We start from the raw sequence: 19,121 nt of genomic DNA, 5'->3' as shown, positions 1-19,121 counted from the left end.
CCCGGGCGATCTCTGGTGCAATCCGGGTCCGAGGAGATGCGATGACGAAGCGAAGGACCCGATCAGCCCTGCCCTTGTTCCTGGGTCCGACCCTGGGTCTGTCTCTGGGCCCGGCTCTAGGTCTGTCCCTGTGCCTGTTTTTCTGCCTGTCCATGGCGGGCAAGGCGCTCGCCCAGGGCTCGGAGGTCTTGCAGCGCGTGCAGGCGGCGGGCGTCCTGCGCGTGTGCATCTGGCCGGACTATTACGGCATCACCTATCGCCATCCGCGTGACGAGACCCTGTCGGGCCTGGACATCGACCTGTCCAACGAACTCGCCAAGGACCTGGGCGTGCGGCTGCGCTACGTCGAATCGTCCTTCCAGCGCCTGATCCCGGACCTCGATGCCGATCGCTGCGATGTCGCGATGTTCGCCGTGGCCGTGCTGCCGCAGCGGCGCGCGGCGCTGGCCTTCACGCAGCCCTATCTGCAGAGCGACATCTACGCGATCGCCAGCCGCGCCAGCCGCGTCGTCAAGCGCTGGGAGGACATCGACCAGCCCGGCGTCGTCGTGGCCGTGCAGGCCGGCACCTTCATGGAACCGGTGATGCGGGACGCGCTCAAGCGCGCCCGGCTGCAGGTGGTGCAGCCGCCGGCCACGCGCGAACGGGAGCTCGAATCCGGCCGCGCCGATGTGTTCATGACCGATTACCCGTACAGCCGGCGCCTGCTCGACAACGCCGACTGGGCGCAGCTGATCGCGCCGCCCAAGCCCTTCCACGTGCTGCCCTATGCCTACGCGGTCAAGCGCGGCGATGCGGCGTGGCTGGCGCGGCTGGACGAATTCGTCGCGCGGATCAAGCGCGATGGCCGCCTGCGCGCGGCCGCCGCGCGCCACGGCCTGGCCGCCATCGTGGTGCCCTGAGGCGGAGTCGCGACGATGCTGGGTCCCGCCGTCCGATCGCTCCAACGCCTGCGCCGGGCCGCGCTGTGGGCGGGCGTGGCCGTGGCCGCGGGCACGCTCGCGGGACTGATCGGGCCGGCCTGGGTCGGCCGCCAGGAGGCGATCGACGAGGCCCGCGTGCGCGGCGCGCTGCTGGCGCAGGTCCTGGAGAGCGACGCCAGCCGCACCGTGGAGACCGCGTCGCTGTCCCTGCACGCGATCGGCGACGGCTTGATGCGCTCGGTCGACGACCCGCATGAGGTCGAGCACCTGGGCGATCACTTCAGCCATGTGCTGGTCGGCCTGCCGTTCATCCGCAGCGTGTCGCTGCTGGACACCCGCGGCCGGGTGCTGATCAGCACGAACGCCGATGACGTCGGGCTGGAGGTGCCGCTGGACGACTTCGGCCGGCTGCCCGGTCCCGACCGCGACCTGCTGTTGCCGCTGCGGCCCGGGCGTGGGCTGGCGGACCTGGCGCGCGGGCGCGCCGCGCGCGGCTCGCCGGTGGGCATGTTGCCGCTGCTGCTGCAACTGCCCGCGCCGCCCGGGGTGAGCGAGGCCACCTCCGCGCCCACCTCCGCGCCCACCTCTGCGTCAACCGCCGCGTCAACCGCCGCGCCCGCCGACGCCGCCCCCGTCGCGCCCGCCAAGGACGGCGACCCGCGCTGGCTGCTGGCGCTGATCAATCCGGACGCGCTGACGCAGGTGCAGCAGCGCGCGCTGCCCGCGGGGCGAAGCGCGGCATGGCTCGCATCGACCGACGGCCAGCTCCTCGCGGCGATGGAGACGCTGCATCAGCTACCCGGCCAGCGCCTGGACGGTCATCCCGCCTTCGATGCGCTGCGCCGCGGACGCGAGCACGGCACCTACATCGGCAGCGGCGCCTTGCCCGGCGAGGTCGTCGTGGCCTACCGCGCGGCGTCGCGGCGCCCGCTGATGGTCGGTGTCGAGCAATCGGTCGAGGAGGTCCTCGCGCGCTGGCATGCGGGCCTGCGCTGGCTGCTGCTGATCGGCGCGCTGGCGCTCGCGGTGATCGTGCTGGCCACGGTCACCGTGCGCCGCAGCCTGCAGGCGCGCGCCGAGGCGATGGAGGCGCTCGAGGGCGCGCATGAACAGCTCGCCGATCGCGAGCGCGACATGCGCGTGCTGCTCAAGAGCGTGCAGGAGGTGATCTTCCGCACCAACCCCGGCGGCACGCTGACCTTCGTGAACGCGCGCTGGACGACGCTGCATCGCGGCCGGCCCGATGAGGCGGTGGGCCGGCGGCTGGCCGATCTCGCCGAGCCCGCGGACCGCGACGCGGTCGACTCGCTCTTCGATGGCGACGAGGGCGTGCGCAGCATCGAGGCCACGATCCGCAACGGCGAGGGCGCGCCGCGCCGTTATCAGATCGCCATCGTGCCGCTGCGCCGCGACGGCGACCTGCTCGGCTACGCCGGCAGCGCCGTGGACATCACCGAGCGCGCCGCCGCCGAGCGGCTCACGCGCCAGGCGCGCGACGCGGCCGAGGAAGCCTCGCGGAGCAAGACGGAGTTCCTCGCCAACATCAGCCATGAGCTGCGCACGCCGCTGCAGTCCATCCTCGGCTTCTCGGAGCTGGGCATCGCGCGCAGCGGCGGGCAGGAGCGGCTGCAGGCGATGTTCTCGGACATCCACGGCTCCGGACAGCGCATGCTGGCGCTGGTCAACGACCTGCTGGACGCGTCCAAGCTCGACGCCGTCGGCGCGCTGGAGCTGGAATCACGCGACCTGCGCGAGCTGGTCTCCACGGTGACGCGCGAGCTCGCGCCGCTCACCGCCAAGCGCCAGCTGATGGTCAGCGCCGAGCTGCCCGAGCCCATGCCCGCCCGCGTCGACCCGCTGCGTTTCCAGCAGGCCGTGCGCAACGTGCTGGCCAACGCGATCAAGTTCGCGCCGCAGGGCGGCACCATCGAGGTCCGCGGCGGACGCACGCCCGAAGGCGATCTGCACCTGTGCGTCGCCGATCGCGGCCCGGGCATCCCGGTCGATGAACTGGACCGCATCTTCGAGCCGTTCATCCAGTCGAGCGCGACCAAGGACGGCTCGGGCGGCACCGGCCTGGGGCTGCCCATCAGCCGGCGTATCGTCGAGATGCACGGCGGCCGTCTCTATGCGGCCAACCGCGATGGCGGCGGTGCCGAGTTCCACCTGGTCCTGCCGATCCACGGCGAAGCGATGAATTGAGCTGAATTGAGGAGCACACCATGAAGTGGGAAGGCGAACGAGAGAGCGACAACGTCGAGGACGCCCGCGGCGGCGGTGGCGGCGGTGGCGGCGGTGGTGGCGGTGGCGGGCTGCCGATCGGCGGAAGGGGCCTGGGCGTCGGGGGCATCGTCATTGCGCTCATCGCGTCGTGGATCTTCGGCATCAACCCGCTGACCGTGCTCGGCGTGCTGGACGGCAGCAGCGTGCAGACCGGCGGCCAGCAGCAGCGCGTCGTCGATCCGAGCCATCCGACCGATGCGCCCGCCAAGTTCGTCTCCGTCGTGCTCGCCGACACCGAGGACGTCTGGACGAAGCTCTTCCAGGCCGGCGGCAAGACCTACCAGGCGCCGCGCCTGCGGCTCTTCGAGGGCCGCGAGCCGACGGCCTGCGGCATGGGGCAGGCGGCGATGGGGCCGTTCTACTGCCCGGGGGACTCGAAGGTCTACATCGACCTGAGCTTCTACCAGACGCTGCGCGACCGGCTGGGCGCGCCCGGCGACTTCGCGCAGGCCTACGTGATCGCGCACGAGGTCGGCCACCACGTCCAGCACCTGCTGGGCATCACCGAGAAGGTCGATGCCGCGCGGCGTCGGCAGTCGGAGGCCGCCGCCAATGCCACCAGCGTGCGCGTGGAGCTGCAGGCCGACTGCTTCGCCGGCGTCTGGGCGCACCACTCGCAGCAGGGCAAGGGCTGGCTCGAGGCCGGCGACATCGAGGAAGCGCTCAATGCCGCCGCGCAGATCGGCGACGACACGCTGCAGCGCAACGCCGGCCGCGGCGTCGTGCCGGAGAGCTTCACCCACGGGACCAGCGATCAGCGTCAGCGCTGGTTCAAGCGCGGGATGGCCCAGGGCAACGTGCAGGACTGCGACACCTTCGCGGCGCGCCAGCTCTGATCACGGGGCCGAGCCGGCCCCCTGGCGCGGCCTGGCCTCGGCGCGCGGATCGCCGACGCAGCCCTTGAGCCACTGGCTCATCTCCCACTGCACCTGGCCGGCCGATTCGCGCGCGGAGTAGCCGTGCGCCTCGAAGGGCAGCAGCACGTAACGCGCCGTGCCGCCCAGCCCCGCCAGCGCCTGGTACAGGCGATCGCTCTGCATCGGGAAGGTGCCCGAGTTGTTGTCCGCCTCGCCGTGGATCAGCAGCAGCGGATCCTTGATCTGGTTGGCGAAGAGGAAGGGCGAGAGCTTCAGGTAGACGTCCTTGGCGTCCCACAACGAGCGGCGCTCGCTCTGGAATCCGAAAGGCGTCAGCGTGCGGTTGTAGGCGCCGCTGCGGGCGATGCCGCAGCGGAACAGCTTGGTGTGGGCCATCAGGTTCACGGCCATGAACGCGCCGTAGCTGTGGCCGCCGATGGCGACGCGGCGCGCGTCCACCGTGCCCAGTTCCTCGGCCTTGTCGACGATCGCGCGCGCGTTGGCGGTGATCTGCTCGACGAAGCTGTCGTTCATGTTGCGCGCGTCGCCGACCACCGGCATCGTCGCGTCCATCAGCACGACGTAGCCGTCCATCAGCAGGTTCAGCGGACTGATGCCGGAGAAGCTCATGTACCGACCCGGCGAGCCGCTGAGCTGACCCGCGATCGCGGCGTCGGTGAACTCCAGCGGATACGCCCAGACCAGCGCGGGCCGCTTCTCGCCCTCGCGCATGTCCGGCGGCAGGTACATCCAGAACGACAGCTCCACGCCGTCGTTGCGCTTGAAGCTCACCAGCTCGCGCCGCACCGATTTCAGCTGCGGCGTCGGGTCCTTGATCCGCGTGAGCGGCGTGGCCTTGCCGCTCTCGCGCAGCACGAGGTTGGCCGGTTCATGCTCGGTCTCGCGCTGCGTGACCAGGCGCCGGTCCTCCAGCATCGCCACGGGCAGCTCGTACACGCCCTCGGCCGACTGGAACAGGCGTTGCGTGGACAGGTCCTTCAGCGAGAGCTTGTCCAGGAAGGGCCGGTCGCCCTTGGGCCCGGCGCCCTGGCCCGACAGCAGCAGGTCGCCGCCCAGCGTCTGCGCGACCTGATGGCCATTGCTCAAGGTCCGCATGAACGGATAGCCCGGATGCCGATAGCGCTCCCGCACCGAGTGCTCGAACAGCGGCCGGCTCTGCTTGCCGTTGAGCGGCAGCAGGTAGGTGCGCGTCCAGCCGCGGCTGCGGTCTTCCTCGGTCAGCAGCCCGTGGATGCCGTCGTCCAGGAAACGCAGCCGCGTGAAGCGGTAGGGCATGCGCTGCACCTCGGCGGGCTCGCCGGTGTACGGCGGATCCAGGCGCATGACGCGATCGCGGAAGGCGGCGCGGTTGGCGGGGTTGCCGCCGTCGAGCGCCTCCACCCAGTAGATCGCCGCGTCCTTTGTCGGCGAGGGATAGAACACGCGCGGTCCCTGCAGCGCGCCGTCGATCGCCACACCCTGCTTGAGCGGCATCTTCGCGAGCTCGCGGATGACCTTGCCGTCACGCTGGCGGACCTCGACCACCGTGGGGAAGTCGTCGAAGGTCAGGTTGTAGCTGAAGGGCCGCACCAGCCGCTCGGTGAGCAGCGCCTGGCCGTTGCCGACGCTGGACACGCTGGTGAACAGTCCCGGCGTGCCGATGTCGCGGCTCTGGCCGTTGGTGATGTCGATCAGCGTGAGCTGCGAGCGCGCGAAGTGCTCGAACAGGTCCTCGTCGCGCGGATTGCGCAGCAGGTCGGGATAGGTGCGCTCGGGCGACGCCTTGCCGTGGGTCTCCTGGATCGCCGGACCGGTCTGCGGCCGGCTCGGGACCGGGCCGCGGTTGTCGGGCACGGTCAGCACGACGGCCTCGCGCGGATTCAGCCAGGCGATGTCGTCGGCATCGACGGCGTTGTTCAGCCGCACGTTGTAGATGCGCCAGAGCTGCCCGTTGGACGTCGCGCCCGCCCAGAGCTCGTCGGCCGAGTCCGTGCGCCGCGACAGCAGGAAGCGCTGCCCGTCCGGCGCCCAGACGAAGTTGTGCCAGGTGCCGCCGGCCGGGAGCTCCACGTCGCGCTCGGCGGCCTCGGGCTCCAGCAGCGAGCGCAGCCGCACGCGCTGCACCGCCAGCAGGTTCTGCTGGCTGGCGTTGCGCGGATCGAATCGCGCGCCGGCCAGGCGCAGCCCCGGCCGCGCGAGTTCCTCCAGCGGCGTGTAGCGGCGCTGCTCCACCAGCGCCAGCGACTGGCGGTCCGGCGAGGGCAGCAGCCGCGGCAGCGACGGCGCGTCCAACAGCTCGCGGATCGCCGCGGAGGGCTGCTTGTAGGGGGAGGGCGCGGCGTCCGCCGCGGCGGGCAGGGCGACGAGCGCCAGCAGCGACGACAGGATCGCCAGCGCGGATCCCGCGGCCCCCACCCAGGCAGGGGGGGCACCGACGGGCGGGCGGCTCGAACCGACAGAGGGGACGCGGGAGGGCATGGGTGCGAAGTATCGCTGCGCTAGGATTCGCGCCCATGATCGAGCCGACCGCCCCGCACGTTCCCGCCGCAGCCGGCGAGGGGGCGGCGCGCGCGCTGCCGGCCATCGGCGAGCGGCTGGGCGTCTGGCGCGTGGCCGCCGAGCTCTTCGAATGCGCGTCGGGCTTCTGGTATCGCGTCGAGCACGGCAAGGCCTCGGCCCAGGCCGGCATGGCGCTGGTCTATCGGCACGACGCCGACGCGCAGGCCGTGCTGATGCGCTTCGCCGAGGACTCCGAGGCGCTGGCGCGTTTCCAGTACCCGGTCTACGGCGCGCCGCTGGACAGCGGCCTGAGCCCCTCGGGCCTGCCCTACCTCATCGTTCCCGCGATGGACGGCGCCCCGCTGCTGCGCGTGGCGATGGCGCTGCCGCTCAAGCGCCGCATGCAGCTGCTGCTGGACCTGATCGCGCTGCTCGATGCCGCGCACGCGCAGGGCCTGGTGTTGCATGAGCTCGACCCCGGCACGCTGTGGCTGAGCCCGGCCCAGCAGCTGCACTGGCTGGGCCAGGGCCTGGCGCCGCGCGACAGCCAGGCGCCGGCCGCGCTGGTGCGGGCCGCCGAGCCTCTGGCCAACGCGCGTCAACGCGCGGGCGGCCGACCCGACGCCAACAGCGAGACCCATGCGCTGGGCCGCCTGCTGGGCCTGCTGGTCAACGGACGCCTGCCGCGCCGCGAGGCGGGCGACGCGCGTGACGACACCGTCGAGGAGGAGGCCGAACCCGGCACCACGCCGGTGGCGTCGCTGCAGTCGTGGCTGTCGCTGACGGCGGCGCAGCGCGAGAGCCTGGACCAGTTGCTGGACCGCGCCATGATGGACGGCCGCTCGTTCACCGATCGCGAGCTGCTCGCGCAGGCCGTGCGCGACTGGATCGACTTCGAGCCGCCTGCCGCCGCGCGCGGCGCTGGCGCACCCGCCTCCGCGCCGATGCCCTTGCTGCCGCCCCCGCCGCCGCTGGAGACGAAGGCCGACCGGCCCGCGACCTTGCCCGCCTCCAGGCTGGAACGTCTGTCCAGCCTGGCGCTGGTGCTGGCGCTGGCGGCCGTCGTGGTGTGGCTGCTGTTGCGCTCGGGCTGAGCTCGGGTTGAGCTCAGGCTGAGCGCGCCCCGCGGAGCGGTCGTCGACCGACCTCGATGCGCTAGTTCCCTTGCGGGATCCCGCGAGGCGGGTCGCGCCGGACCCAGGCGAAACCACAAGTTCTCGGCGGGATCCGACCTCGACAAGTCACGCGCGCGCCGATCGAGGCGAATTGTCCTCACCGGGGCCTGCTGCCTACGATCAACCTCCTGTCGCCGCGGATGGCGACGCGAGGAGATGCGCGTGAGTTTCGAAATCCAGCCGATGTCCCTCGACGATTGGCGGGCGTGCTGGCGGGACGCGGTGACCGACCCCGAATGCTCGCCGTGGTTGAAGGGCGTGCTCGAGAGCTGCATCGACGGCAAGAATGCGCACTGGATCCGCCTGTCGGTGCGCCGGGCCGTCGACGCCGAGACCGGCGACTACCTGGTGCGGCTGCCGTCGCTGATCGGCCGGCAGCTCTCGGACCATTACTGCGCCCGCGTCGGCGAGCGGGTCTACGGCCTGTGCGGGCTGGGCGTGGGCGAGGCGAAGGTGTACTTCGCGGGCGGCTCCTCGCCGTCGTACGACACGATGGCCCATGTCCACGCGGTGCTGACGGCGGCCTTCGGCGTGCATGGGTCCTACGCCGAGGAGATCGGCCGCGATCCGATCCGGGTGCCGATCTTCATCCCCGGGGCGCTGATGCCGGAAGCCCTCGCCGCGGAGACGCGCAGCCGCTGAGCGGCGCGGGCTCGGGGCGTGGCGGCGCGGCGCCCGCGTCCTGTGGGAAACCCCGTGAGGCAGGGCTGCCGGCAGCGCGATGGCGCGCCTATCATCGGCCCTTCATGGATGCCCTGCGCCGCCACCTGCTCCGCCATGCCGCGCTCGGCACGATGGCGCTCGGTCTGACGACCGCGGCCACCGCCCGGACCACGCCGAAAGGCGCGCCCTCCGATGTCGGCCGGCCCCGGACCGCGCAGGTGCTGGTCGCGGGCACGACCTTCGCGCGGCTCTTCGAGCCGGGTGCGGACGGCGGCAAGCCCCGGGGCCTGGCGGTCGATGTGCTCGACGCGATCCTGCTGCCCGCCGGCCATCAGCCGCGCTACGACTTCTACCCGTGGCTGCGGGCCCAATCGATGATCGAGCACGGTCCGGCGCAGATCCTCGTCGGCCCGTATCGCACGCCCGAACGCGAGAAGACGATGCGCTTCTCGCGCCAGGCCTTCTACGAGGACGCGCTCGTCTTCTACGCGCGCCGTCGCGAGGAGGGGCTGTGGTGGGGCGACTTTCAGGCGCTGCAGCCGCTGCGCGTGGCCACGGTGCAGGGCTGGGTCTACGGCGAGCGCTTCGAGCAGGCGCGCGCCACGCTCAACGTGACGCCGGTGCGCGACCTCGCGACCGCGCTGCGCATGCTTCAACTCGGCCGCGTGGACCTGATCGCGGCGAACCAGCGCAACTCCGAGCCCGTGATCCAGGAGCTGGGCCTGAACGATCAGGTCGCGCTGTGCGCGCCGCCGTTCGCGCAGTTGCGCGGGCACTTCGCGTTCAGCCGTGATCCGGCGGGCGAGCCCTGGCTGGCGCTGATCGACGCCGGCATGCAGCGACTGCGCGCCAGCGGCGAACTGCAGCAGATGGCCGCGCGGCGCGGCGTCGCGCTGCCGGATTGAACCGGGCTCAGCCCGGAGGCTCAGCCCAGCGGCTCATCCCAGATACAGCAGCGCCAGGCCGATCGCCGCGGGAATGGCCTGGATGTAGAGGATCTTGCGACTGGCCGTCGCGGCGCCGTACAGGCCGGCCACCAGCACGCAGGCCAGGAAGAAGACCTTCACCGGACCGCCCGCGGCGCCCAGCACCAGACCCCAGATCAGGCCCGCGGCCAGGAAGCCGTTGTACAGGCCCTGATTGGCCGCCAGCACCTTGCTGGCCTGGGCGAACTCCGGCGTCAGTCCGAAGGCCTTGCGCCCCTTGGGCGTCGTCCAGAGAAACATCTCCAGCACCAGGATGTAGACATGGATCAGCGCGACGAGCGCGACAACGACGTTGGCAGCGAGGGCGGTGGTGGTGTTCATGGTTCGCACTGTACGTCCCGCTATCATCCCCGGCCCGCCCGTCGTTCCCTGTCCCGCACGTTCCATGTCCAAGACCACGCTCAATCCCGCCCAGCTGGCGGCTGTGCATCACCTCGCGGGACCGTGCCTGGTGATCGCGGGCGCGGGTTCGGGCAAGACCAGCGTGATCACGCAGAAGATCGCCAAGCTGATGTCCGAGGGCTACCGGCCGAAGAACATCGCCGCGATCACCTTCACGAACAAGGCCTCGCAGGAAATGCGCGAGCGCGCTCGTCATCTGGTGGGCAACAAGGCCGGGTCGGAGCTGGTGGTGTCGACCTTCCACTCGCTGGGGGTGCGCATCCTGCGCGAGGACGGCCGCCACCTCGGGCTCAAGGAGCAGTTCTCGATCCTCGACTCGGACGACGTGCTGTCCGTGCTGCGCGACGCCGGCGGGACGACCGACGCGGCGACGGCCAAGTCCTGGCAGTGGACGATCTCGCTGTGGAAGAACCAGAACCTGAGCGCGCAGCAGGCGCTGGCCTACGCCAAGGACGACATGGAGCGCGCCGCCGCCGTCGTCATGCAGCGTTACCAGGAGCGGCTGACCGCCTATCAGGCCGTGGACTTCGACGACCTCATCGGCATGCCGCTCAAGCTGCTGCAGACCAACGAGGAAGCGCGCGGCAAGTGGCAGGAAACGCTCAAGTACGTGCTGGTCGACGAGTACCAGGACACCAACGCCGTCCAGTACGAGCTGCTGAAATGCCTGGTGGGCGAGCGCGCGATGTTCACCGCCGTCGGCGATGACGACCAGTCCATCTACGGCTGGCGCGGCGCGACCATCGAGAACCTCAAGAAGCTGCCGATGGATTACCCGCAGCTCAAGGTCATCCCGCTGGAGCAGAACTACCGCTCCACCAGCGCGATCCTGCGCGCGGCCAACAACGTCATCGGCAGCAATCCCAAGCTCTTCCCCAAGACGCTGTGGAGCGAGTTCGGCGAGGGCGACCCCATCACGCTGATCGAGGCCGACGGCGAGGAACACGAAGCCGAGCGCGCCGTCGCCCGCATCCAGTCGATCCGCGCCAATCACCCGACGACCAAGTTCTCCGACTTCGCCATCCTGTACCGCGCCAACCACCAGGCGCGCGTCTTCGAGCAGGCGCTGCGCCGCGCGGAGATTCCGTACAAGGTCTCCGGCGGCCAGAGCTTCTTCGACCGCACCGAGATCAAGGACCTCTGCGCCTGGCTGCGCCTGCTGGTCAACCAGGACGACGACCCCGCGTTCCTGCGCGCCGTCACCACGCCCAAGCGCGGCATCGGCCACCAGACGCTGGGCCACCTGAGCGAGTTCTCGGCGAAGTGGAAGCTGTCGATGTTCGAGTCGCTGTTCGCCGAGTCGCTCAAGGCGACGCTGTCGAGCAAGGCGCTGCACGGGCTGCACGAGTTCGGACGCTACGTCGTCGACCTCGAGTACCGCGCGCGGCACGCCGTGGGCGCCGAGGAGGGCAAGGCGCTGATGATGGAATGGCTCAAGGACATCGCCTATGAGCAGTACCTCGTCGACCAGGAGGACAACGAGAAGGTCGCGCAGGCCCGCTGGGGCAACGTGCTGGACTTCGTCGACTGGGTCGCCAAGCGCTGCGGCGGCGAGATCTCCACCGACGGCGGCATCACCACCGAGAGCCCGCGCCAGACGCTGCTCGAGGTCGCGCAGACGATCAGCGTGATCCTGTCGCTGGCCGAGCGCCAGGAGGAGCAGGACCAGGTCGTGCTGACCACGCTGCACGCGTCCAAGGGCCTGGAGTGGCCGCATGTGATGCTGGCCGGCGTGAACGAGGGCCTGCTGCCGTTCAAGGCCGAGAACGACGAGCTCACGCCGCAGCGCGTCGAGGAGGAGCGCCGCCTGATGTACGTGGGCATCACGCGCGCGCGGCGCACGCTGGCGGTGTCCACGCTGCGCCGGCGCAAGAAGAACCGCGAGACCGTCGTGGGCGTGCCCTCGCGCTTCATCGCGGAGATGAAGCTCGACGAAGGCGGCATCAAGGAAGACCCGCGCGAGAAGCTCAAGCGCATGCGCGAGCAGCTGGCCGCCAAGGCCGCCGAGTCCGCGGCCAAGCAGGCGCAGGCGGCCAAGAACGATCGCTGAGCCGTCATTGAACGGACCGCGCCTGGCGTGGTCGAACGATTCTTACTGGTTCGAGTCATTTCGCGGCGCTCGACGCCTTCCTAGCATCCGGTCCCTCTGCGCTCGCCGAGGAGACCGCCCATGCCCGACGCCCCCGTTCCCCATCCCTCTTCGCTCACCCCTTCGCTACCCCCTTCGCCGCCCCCTTCGCTTCCCTCTTCGCTTCCGTCTTCGCTTCCACTCCCGCCGCCCGTCTACCGCGAGGTCCGCTCCTCCGCCGAGCAGGCCGCCCGCCGCCGGCTGATCGACGCCATCGCCCGCGAGTTGCGCAAGGCCCACTGGGACCAGGTCACGCTGCCGGTCAACGCCTGGGACATGGCCGAGGGCGCCGGGGTCGAGGTCCGGACGCGCGGCGGGACGCGCGAACCCGGTTATCCCTACCGCGGCCGCCTGCTCTACCTGGATGGGCGCCCGGTGATCGAGCTCAACGACGACGAGGACCCGCCGCGACAGCGGCTGGTGCTGGCGCACGCGCTCGGGCACCACGTGCTGGGACATGGACCGGTGCCGCCGGAGCTGCCGCCGACGCTGACCGTGGCCAATCCGCGTCCGATCGAGCAGGAGGCCCAGCACTTCGCGCTGGAGCTGCTGATGCCGGACTTCGTCGTCCAGCGCCTGATGAACCAGGGCGTGATCAACGCGCGCAAGCTCGGCGATCTGTTCCTGCTGCCCGAAGGCGCAGTGCGCGAGCGCCTGCAGGCGCTGCACCAGCGCTGCGATTACCTCTGAACGCGTCGTCGTCGAGCGCTGATCGCCCACTCCGGGGCAACCCTGTAAGGTCTGCCATGTCACCCGGAACCGGGCGGTAGGTGTCGCCGGCAAACGGCAGAATGCGGGCGCATGACCGCCTCCCCCGCCAAGCCCGTCCCCCGGTGGACCGCTGCCCTGCCGCTGCTGACCCTGCTCAGCGCGGTCGCGGCCATCCTCGCGCTGTCCCAGCCCGCGCAGCTTCCGCCGGGGCTGGGGTTCGTCTTCAAGCCGCTGACGACCGTCCTGATCCTGCTCCACGCCTGGCCGCGCGGCGCCGATCGTCCGAGGCTGGCGCGCTGGTTGCGCGCCGGCCTGCTGTGCTCGCTGGTCGGTGACATCGCGCTGCTCTGGCCCGAGCAGGGCTTCCTGCCCGGGCTGGTCAGCTTCCTCGCGGCGCACGTCTGCTACATCGTCGGGTTCTGCACGCGCCAGCGGCTGGGCGCGGTGCGCTGGCCCTTCCTGATGTTCGGCGTGATCGCGGCGGCGGTGCTGGGCCGGCTCTGGCCCAACATCCCCGCAGCCTTGCAGATCCCGGTCGTGGTCTACGTGGTGTGCCTGTCGGCGATGGCGGCGCAGGCCTGGGCCTGGTGGCGGGCCAGCGTCGGTCAACCCGATGAGCCGCTCGCCCGGTGGGCCGCCTGGGGCGGCACGCTGTTCGTGCTGTCCGATGCGATGCTGGCGATCAACAAGTTCGCCGGTCCGCTGGACATGGCCAGCTTCTGGGTGCTGGCCAGCTACTGGCCGGCGCAATGGTGCATCGCCAGCAGCCTGGGACGGGCGCGCGCATGAAGTTCGTCCTGCCTCGACGTCCGCTGTCCTGGATGCTGCTGGCGGGCAGCCTGGGCTGCGCCGTGCTGGGCCTGTGGCTGGTGCGTCACTACCCGGTGCAGCCCGTGGCCGCCTGCGCGCTGTGGACGGCGATCGCCGTGGGGTCCTTCCTCGGCTGGCGGGTGCTGCCGCTGCTCGTGCCCGCGCTGGTGCCCGTGATCGGCTTCGCGCCGTGGACCGGCTGGATCACCTTCGAGGAGCTGGACCTGCTCGTGCTGGCCGTGGCCGCGGGCGGCTACGCGGCGCTCGCGATCACGCAGCCCGCGCGCAAGGCGGTGCCGTGGCGGTATCGGACGCTGCGCTGGCGCGCCGCGGTGCGGGTGCTGATCGCGGTCTTCGCGCTGTCGGCGTTCATCGCGGTGTGGCGAGGCTTCGAGCACTTCGGCGGCGTGCAGTTCGGCTTCTGGCAAGGCTTCCAGGAGCCGATGAACAGCCTGCGCGCGGGCAAGAGTTTCTTCCTCGTGCTGCTGCTGCTGCCGCTGTGGCAGAAGGCCTCGGACCTGCGGCCCTCGTCGGTGACGCGGCTGTCGCGCGCCGCCTGGGTGATCGTGCTGGTCGCGACCTCGCTGGGCGCGTTGTGGGAGCGCTGGATCTACACGGGGCTGCTGAACTTCTCGACCGACTACCGGACCACCTCGCTGTTCTGGGAGATGAACGTCGGTGGCGCGTCGCTGGATGGCGCGCTCGCGCTGAGCCTGCCGTTCGCGATGCTGTGGGCCTTGCGCGAGCGCCGCCCGCTGCGCTTCGTGGCGGCGCTGGCGGTGCTGCTGCTGGCCTTCTATGCGTCGATCACGACCTTCTCGCGGGGCGTCTACCTGGCGGTGCCGGCCGGACTGGCGCTGTGCGCGCTGCTGTGGGTCGCGCAACGGCGCGAGGACCAGGACACCGCAGGCGACGGATCGATGCCGGCCGGTACGAATCCGGATCGCGTGCCGCTGGGCTGGGCCGTGGGCGTGATCGTGGGCACCGCGGCGGCGGCCTGGGTGCTGTTCGGTGCCGGCGGCTACCGCGCGCTGCTCGCGCTGGCGGGCAGCGTGGCCGTGCTGATCGCGATGCCCGCGACGCGCGCGTCCTGGCCGCGCGGCCAGCATCGCACCTTGCTGCTGCTCGCGCCGCTGCCGGCGGTGCTGCTGGCAGTGGGCGGCGGCCTGCTGATCGATGTCGTGCCGAAGGCGGCGTATGTGATTGACGGCGTCACGGTGCTGTTCGGCCTGGCCCTGGCGTGGCGCTGGCGCGGCGGCTTGACGCAGCCGACGCAGGCCTTCGTGCTGGCGATGCTGTGGATGGCCTCCCTCGCGGCCACGGCGCTGGTGGCGGTGCAGTGGGGCAACGGGCGCGAGGGCGGCGTGATCGCGCTGGTGCTGGCGGTGCTGGCGGCGCTCTGGATCGTGACGCAGTGGTCGCCGCAGGTCGGCGCGGACCTGCGCAGCGCCGGGTGGCGCGTGCGGGGGCTGGTCTGGACCGGCAGTCTGCTGATGTGCGCCGTGGTGGCGTCGCTGGGCGGCGGGGCCTACATCGGCCAGCGCATGTCGACCGGGCAGCAGGACTTCGAGGGCCGTCTTGAGCATTGGCGCGTCGGCCTGGGGCTGCTCAAGACGATGGACGGCTGGCTGCTGGGGCAGGGCAGCGGACGCTTCCCTGCGAGCTTCGCCAACGGCGGACCGTTCGAGGAGCGCGTCGGCGACTACCGGCTCAACGCGCCGCGCACCGAGGCGGCGGCTTCGGCCTTGCCCGGCGCGGAGCCGGCGCCGGGTCCGACGGTCACGCTGACCAGCGGGCTGCACCAGATGGGCAACGGCGAGATGTTCCGGCTCAGCCAGCGCGTGCCGGCGGTGGCGGGCGAGGTGGCGGCGACGGTGCGGCTGCGCACGCAGTTCAAGACCCGGCTGCGTGTGGAGGTCTGCGAGAAGTTCCTGCTGTACCCGCTGCGCTGCGTGGACAAGGAAGCCGAGATCCAGCCGATGAATGGCGCGTGGCAGTCGGTGGACCTGAAGCTGGGCCAGGCGCCGGAGGACTTCGGCGGTCCGTCCTGGGCGCCGAGGCGGCTGGTGGCGTCGGTGACGCAGAACTGGCGCGGCGGGGTGCTGGAGATCGCGTCGGTGGGGATCGTCGACAGCGTCCACGGGCCGTTGCTGAGCAACGGCGACTTCACCGAGGGGCTGGCGCGCTGGTACTTCTCCAGCGACCGGTATCACATGCCCTTCCACATGAAGAGCCTGCCGGCGCACGTGCTGTTCGAGCAGGGCCTGTTCGGACTGGCGCTGTGGTCGGGGCTGCTGGTGACGGTGCTGGTGCGGTTGACCTTCGGCGCGGGGCGGCGGCATCCGCTGGCGCCGGCGGTGGTGGGCGGGCTGGTGGCGTTCGGCGTGGTGGGGCTGTTCGACAGCCTCATCGATGCGCCGCGGATCGCGTTCCTGTTCTACGCGATGCTGGCGTTGGGTCTGGGGCTGCGCGCGCCATCCCGGCGTCCGCGCGGCAGCGGCGGCGACGACTCCGGCCATGGCCTGGAGACGGTGCTGCCGGAGATGGATTCCGACTTCGAAGGCGCGCCCGAGGTGCGCCGCGCGATGAAGGCGGCGGGCGTGAAGCTCAAGGGCCCCGCCCGCTAGCTTTCCCTCTTTCCCCTCGCCCGCGGAGCGGGAGAGGGGTTGGGGTGAGGGCTCGTGGCGGACCTCAGTGCCCTTCGACGAGCCCTCACCCCCTGCCCCTCTCCCGCTCCGCGGGAGAGGGGGGTAGGAAGAGCGTCACATCCCCTTGAAGAGGTGGGTGTAGCTGCGGCTCACCTCGAGTTTTTCCTCGAGCCCGCGCACCCCCACCAGCTGACGCCCGCGGAAGTCGCGGCTGATGCCGTTGATCGCCTTCACGTTGACCAGCGTGGAGCGGTGGATCTGCCAGAACACCTTCGGGTCGAGCTCATCCACCAGCTCCTTGATCGGCTTGCGGATCAGCGCTTCCACGGTGGGCGTCTGCACGCGCGTGTACTTCTCGTCGCTGATGAAGAACAGCACGTCCTCGACCGGGATCATCTGGATGGTCTGGCCGACCGAGGCCTGGATCCACTGCAGGTACTGCGGCGAGCCGCCCGTGTTGTTGACCCGCGCCGACAGCGAATGCAGCAGCTGCTGCAGCGTGCCGTTGCTGGGGCCGTCGGGTTCGACCTCGCCGCTGCGCTGCGCCAGGCGCTTCTTGATGCGCTCGACGGTGACCTGCAGCCGCTCGCGCTCGGCGGGCTTGAGCACGTAGTCGCACACGCCCTGCTCGAAGGCCTCGACCGCGTACTGGTCGTAGGCGGTGATGAAGACGATCTCGGGCAGCGCCCAGTCCTCGTCGTCGGGCAGCTGCGCGATCTGCTTGGCCGCCTCGACACCGGTCATGCCGGGCATGCGGATGTCCAGGAAGACCAGATCGGGTTTGTGTTCCTTGACCAGCTCGACCGCCTCCAGGCCGTTCTTGGCCTCGGCGACGATCTGCAGGTCGGGCCAGACCTCGGCGATGCGGCTGCGCAGTTGCTCGCGCATCAGGCGTTCGTCGTCGGCCAGGACCGCGCGGGGGGCTTGAATGGTGTCGCTCATGAGGGGCGATGTTAGGTCATCGGTCATGCTCGGACCTCAGGCGCGGAACGAGGGCTCGGTGGGCGTGGGCGCGACCGTCGCGGCGGGCGCTTGCGCGGGCATCGGCTGGACCGGCTGGGCCGGCGGATGGCGCGGCTTCTTGTCGCGCACCAGCAGCCAGACGATGAGCCCGATGAGGATCAGCGGCGAGCCGACCACCGCGCCGACGCCCAGCAGCGCGGCGATGCCGGCCAGCGCGAGCGCGCCCAGGATCAGCAGCGGCAGGCCCAGCCCGAGCAGCAGCACCAGCGGCACGACCAGGCACATCACGCCGATGGTGATGACGAGGCCCAGGCCCGCGCCCAGCGCGTCGAAGAGATCCAGGCCGGACCAGATGACCTCGTCGCCGTTGACCTGCAGGTGGACGCCGGGCACGTCGCCGAGCACGTGGATGGCGCCCCAGCCCAGCAGCACGGCCAGCGCCACCAGCGCGAAACCGACGAGGAAGAAAGCCTTGAACAGCGTTTTCATGCGTGTGCTCCTTGTTCCGGGGCGTGGTGGGCGGACGTCCGGTAGGGGACGGTGATGGTGACGACGGTGCCGGAGGGCTGGTTCTCGGCGACGGTGAGGCTGGCGGCCTTGCCGTAGAGCAGCGTCAGGCGCTCGCGGATGTTGGCCAGGCCGACGCCGGTGCCGGAGGTCGCGGCGCGGCCGAAGCCCAGGCCGGTGTCGGCGACGGTGACCTGCAGCTTGCCGTGCACGATCTCGGCCTTGAGCGTCAGGCTGCCGCCCTCGGCCTTGGGTTCCAGGCCGTGCTTGATGGCGTTCTCGACCAGGCTCTGGATCATCATCGGCGGGAACTCCGCGGAGAGCAGTCCGTCGGGCACGTCGATGCGCGAGACCAGGCGTTCCTCCATCCGCACCTGCAGGATCTCGAGATAGGGCCGGATGACGGCCATCTCGCGGCCCAGCTCGCGCACGCCGCCGTTGGCGTTGGCTTCGCGCATGGTGGGCATGGAGGCCCGCAGCAGCGCGATCAGGTTCTTCTGCATCTGCGAGGCGCGGGGCGGGTCGGTCTCGATCAGGTGGTCGATGGAGGCGAGCGTGTTGAACAGGAAGTGCGGCTCGACCTGGGCCTGCATGGCGGCCATGCGGGCCTCGACGACCTGGCGGCGCAGCGATTCGGCCTCGGCGGTCTCGGTGGCCTTGGCGGCCTTGACCTCGGCCTGCAGCCGGCCCTTGTAGGTGGCCTTGAGCAGCGCGGAGGCGAAGACCACCAGCAGCGCGAGCTTGTCCAGGAAGTCGCCCAGGTGGACGGTGCGGTAGCGGGTCTTGCGGGAGGTCTCGCGCTGGGCCTGCTCGAGCTCGTCCTTGGCTTCCTCGGCCTCGGCCTTGGCCTGGCGGGCGTCCTCGGCGGCTTCCTCCAGGGCGCGCCTGGCGTCGGCGGCGGCGGTCTTGACGGCCTCGCGGATGGCCTCGCGCTGCTTCTCGTTGGGGATGCGGATGTCGATGGACGGCAGGTTCGGGTCGACGGGTTCGGCGGCGGACGCGGCCGCGGCGGGCGTGGCGGCGCTGGCGGAGCCCAGCGGCGGGCGCGGGACGATGCGCACGCCGCGCGAGTCGATCTGGACCTCGTAGCGCAGGCCGTCGCCCTCGACGCCCGACGCGGTGTGTTCGGCGGAGGAGCCGGCGGCTTCGGAGGTGGCGGCGGTGTCGGCCTTCTCCTTCTCGGCGCGTTCCTTCTCGGCCTTGGCGCGGGCCTTCTCGGCTTCCGCGGCGCGTTTCTGCTCGCGGCGGTCGGCGTCGCGATCGCGGCGCAGGTCCTTGGGCGGATGGATGATCTCGGTGGTCTCGAGGGGGATCTGCCAGCTGAAGGAGAAGGGGGGGAGGGTCTGCAGGATGTTGGCGCCGATGATGAGCATCACGGCGAGCAGCGCGAAGCGCTTCCAGGTGATGGACACCAGCCAGCTGCCGTAGGCGTGGAAGCCTTGCTCGGCCTGCTGCATGAAAGCCTGCCAGCGTTGGCGCGGGGTGGGGGAGGCGGGAGTCGGCGCGTTCATGAGGGGGACCTGTCGTATGGAGCGGACTGTACGCAAGTCCCTTTCGCGCCCAGGG

Annotated in this window: 15 protein-coding genes; 10 read left to right on the top strand and 5 right to left on the bottom strand. The window is 71.1% G+C overall.

What is annotated here, in order from left to right; genetic code table 11:
* Positions 1-152 precede the first annotated feature (152 nt).
* Genes ACNI65_RS21345 through ACNI65_RS21335 form a run of 3 tightly spaced genes read left to right on the top strand, consistent with a single transcriptional unit; the run spans position 153 to position 4,042 of the window.
* On the top strand, positions 153-902 hold the full coding sequence (locus tag ACNI65_RS21345) for a substrate-binding periplasmic protein (protein ID WP_416763678.1): 750 nt from the start codon (positions 153-155) through the stop codon (positions 900-902).
* 15 nt (positions 903-917) lie between these two features.
* On the top strand, positions 918-3,125 hold the full coding sequence (locus ACNI65_RS21340) for an ATP-binding protein (RefSeq protein WP_416759221.1): 2,208 nt from the start codon (positions 918-920) through the stop codon (positions 3,123-3,125).
* Between the two features lie 20 nt (positions 3,126-3,145).
* Entirely contained in the window at positions 3,146-4,042 is an 897-nt protein-coding gene (locus ACNI65_RS21335) for a neutral zinc metallopeptidase (RefSeq protein WP_416759220.1), read from the top strand.
* Here ACNI65_RS21335 and ACNI65_RS21330 read toward each other — a convergent pair whose 3' ends face one another.
* Positions 4,043-6,541 carry an alpha/beta hydrolase family protein gene (locus ACNI65_RS21330; RefSeq protein WP_416759219.1) on the bottom strand — a complete coding sequence of 833 codons (2,499 nt, stop codon included), beginning with the start codon at positions 6,539-6,541 and terminating at the stop codon, positions 4,043-4,045. It abuts the gene before it with no gap.
* Between the two features lie 35 nt (positions 6,542-6,576).
* Between ACNI65_RS21330 and ACNI65_RS21325 the strand changes: the two genes are divergently transcribed.
* The 3 genes from ACNI65_RS21325 (at position 6,577) to ACNI65_RS21315 (ending at position 9,305) form a co-directional block, all read left to right on the top strand.
* Positions 6,577-7,656 (top strand): hypothetical protein, encoded by a 1,080-nt coding sequence (locus tag ACNI65_RS21325; RefSeq protein WP_416759218.1) that lies wholly within the window; start codon positions 6,577-6,579, stop codon positions 7,654-7,656.
* Positions 7,657-7,899: 243 nt separating this feature from the next.
* Positions 7,900-8,379: a hypothetical protein gene (locus ACNI65_RS21320; RefSeq protein WP_416759217.1), complete on the top strand. Its 480-nt coding sequence runs from the start codon at positions 7,900-7,902 to the stop codon at positions 8,377-8,379.
* A 104-nt stretch (positions 8,380-8,483) separates the two neighbouring features.
* Positions 8,484-9,305 (top strand): substrate-binding periplasmic protein, encoded by an 822-nt coding sequence (locus tag ACNI65_RS21315; protein WP_416759215.1) that lies wholly within the window; start codon positions 8,484-8,486, stop codon positions 9,303-9,305.
* A gap of 33 nt (positions 9,306-9,338) precedes the next feature.
* Here ACNI65_RS21315 and ACNI65_RS21310 read toward each other — a convergent pair whose 3' ends face one another.
* The gene (locus ACNI65_RS21310) at positions 9,339-9,707 is read right to left on the bottom strand and encodes a DUF1304 domain-containing protein (RefSeq protein WP_416759214.1); all 369 of its coding nucleotides are present in this window, start codon (positions 9,705-9,707) and stop codon (positions 9,339-9,341) included.
* 64 nt (positions 9,708-9,771) lie between these two features.
* Between ACNI65_RS21310 and ACNI65_RS21305 the strand changes: the two genes are divergently transcribed.
* From ACNI65_RS21305 to ACNI65_RS21290, 4 genes are all read left to right on the top strand, one after another.
* Complete coding sequence (locus tag ACNI65_RS21305) at positions 9,772-11,838, top strand: ATP-dependent helicase (RefSeq protein WP_416759213.1); 2,067 nt, start codon at positions 9,772-9,774, stop codon at positions 11,836-11,838.
* Between the two features lie 120 nt (positions 11,839-11,958).
* Positions 11,959-12,606 carry an ImmA/IrrE family metallo-endopeptidase gene (locus tag ACNI65_RS21300; RefSeq protein ID WP_416759212.1) on the top strand — a complete coding sequence of 216 codons (648 nt, stop codon included), beginning with the start codon at positions 11,959-11,961 and terminating at the stop codon, positions 12,604-12,606.
* 111 nt (positions 12,607-12,717) lie between these two features.
* Complete coding sequence (locus ACNI65_RS21295; RefSeq protein ID WP_416759211.1) at positions 12,718-13,416, top strand: lysoplasmalogenase; 699 nt, start codon at positions 12,718-12,720, stop codon at positions 13,414-13,416.
* Entirely contained in the window at positions 13,413-16,064 is a 2,652-nt protein-coding gene (locus tag ACNI65_RS21290; RefSeq protein WP_416759210.1) for a hypothetical protein, read from the top strand. Before ACNI65_RS21295 ends, ACNI65_RS21290 begins: the two co-directional genes overlap by 4 nt.
* A gap of 135 nt (positions 16,065-16,199) precedes the next feature.
* On the opposite strand, the gene ACNI65_RS21285 is transcribed toward ACNI65_RS21290, so the two are convergent.
* Genes ACNI65_RS21285 through ACNI65_RS21275 form a run of 3 tightly spaced genes read right to left on the bottom strand, consistent with a single transcriptional unit; the run spans position 16,200 to position 19,066 of the window.
* Entirely contained in the window at positions 16,200-17,027 is an 828-nt protein-coding gene (locus ACNI65_RS21285) for a LytR/AlgR family response regulator transcription factor (RefSeq protein WP_416759209.1), read from the bottom strand.
* Positions 17,028-17,063: 36 nt separating this feature from the next.
* A complete protein-coding gene (locus ACNI65_RS21280) occupies positions 17,064-17,537 on the bottom strand; it encodes a hypothetical protein (RefSeq protein ID WP_416759208.1) in 474 nt (157 codons plus the stop codon).
* Entirely contained in the window at positions 17,534-19,066 is a 1,533-nt protein-coding gene (locus tag ACNI65_RS21275; RefSeq protein ID WP_416759207.1) for a histidine kinase, read from the bottom strand. Before ACNI65_RS21275 ends, ACNI65_RS21280 begins: the two co-directional genes overlap by 4 nt.
* Between the last annotated feature and the right edge of the window lie 55 nt (positions 19,067-19,121).

The organism is Roseateles sp. So40a (assembly GCF_048081605.1).
Classification (GTDB): Bacteria; Pseudomonadota; Gammaproteobacteria; order Burkholderiales; family Burkholderiaceae_C; genus Roseateles.
The sequence above is the reverse complement of the archived record's forward strand: the minus strand, read 5'-3'. Positions and strand labels throughout refer to the sequence as shown.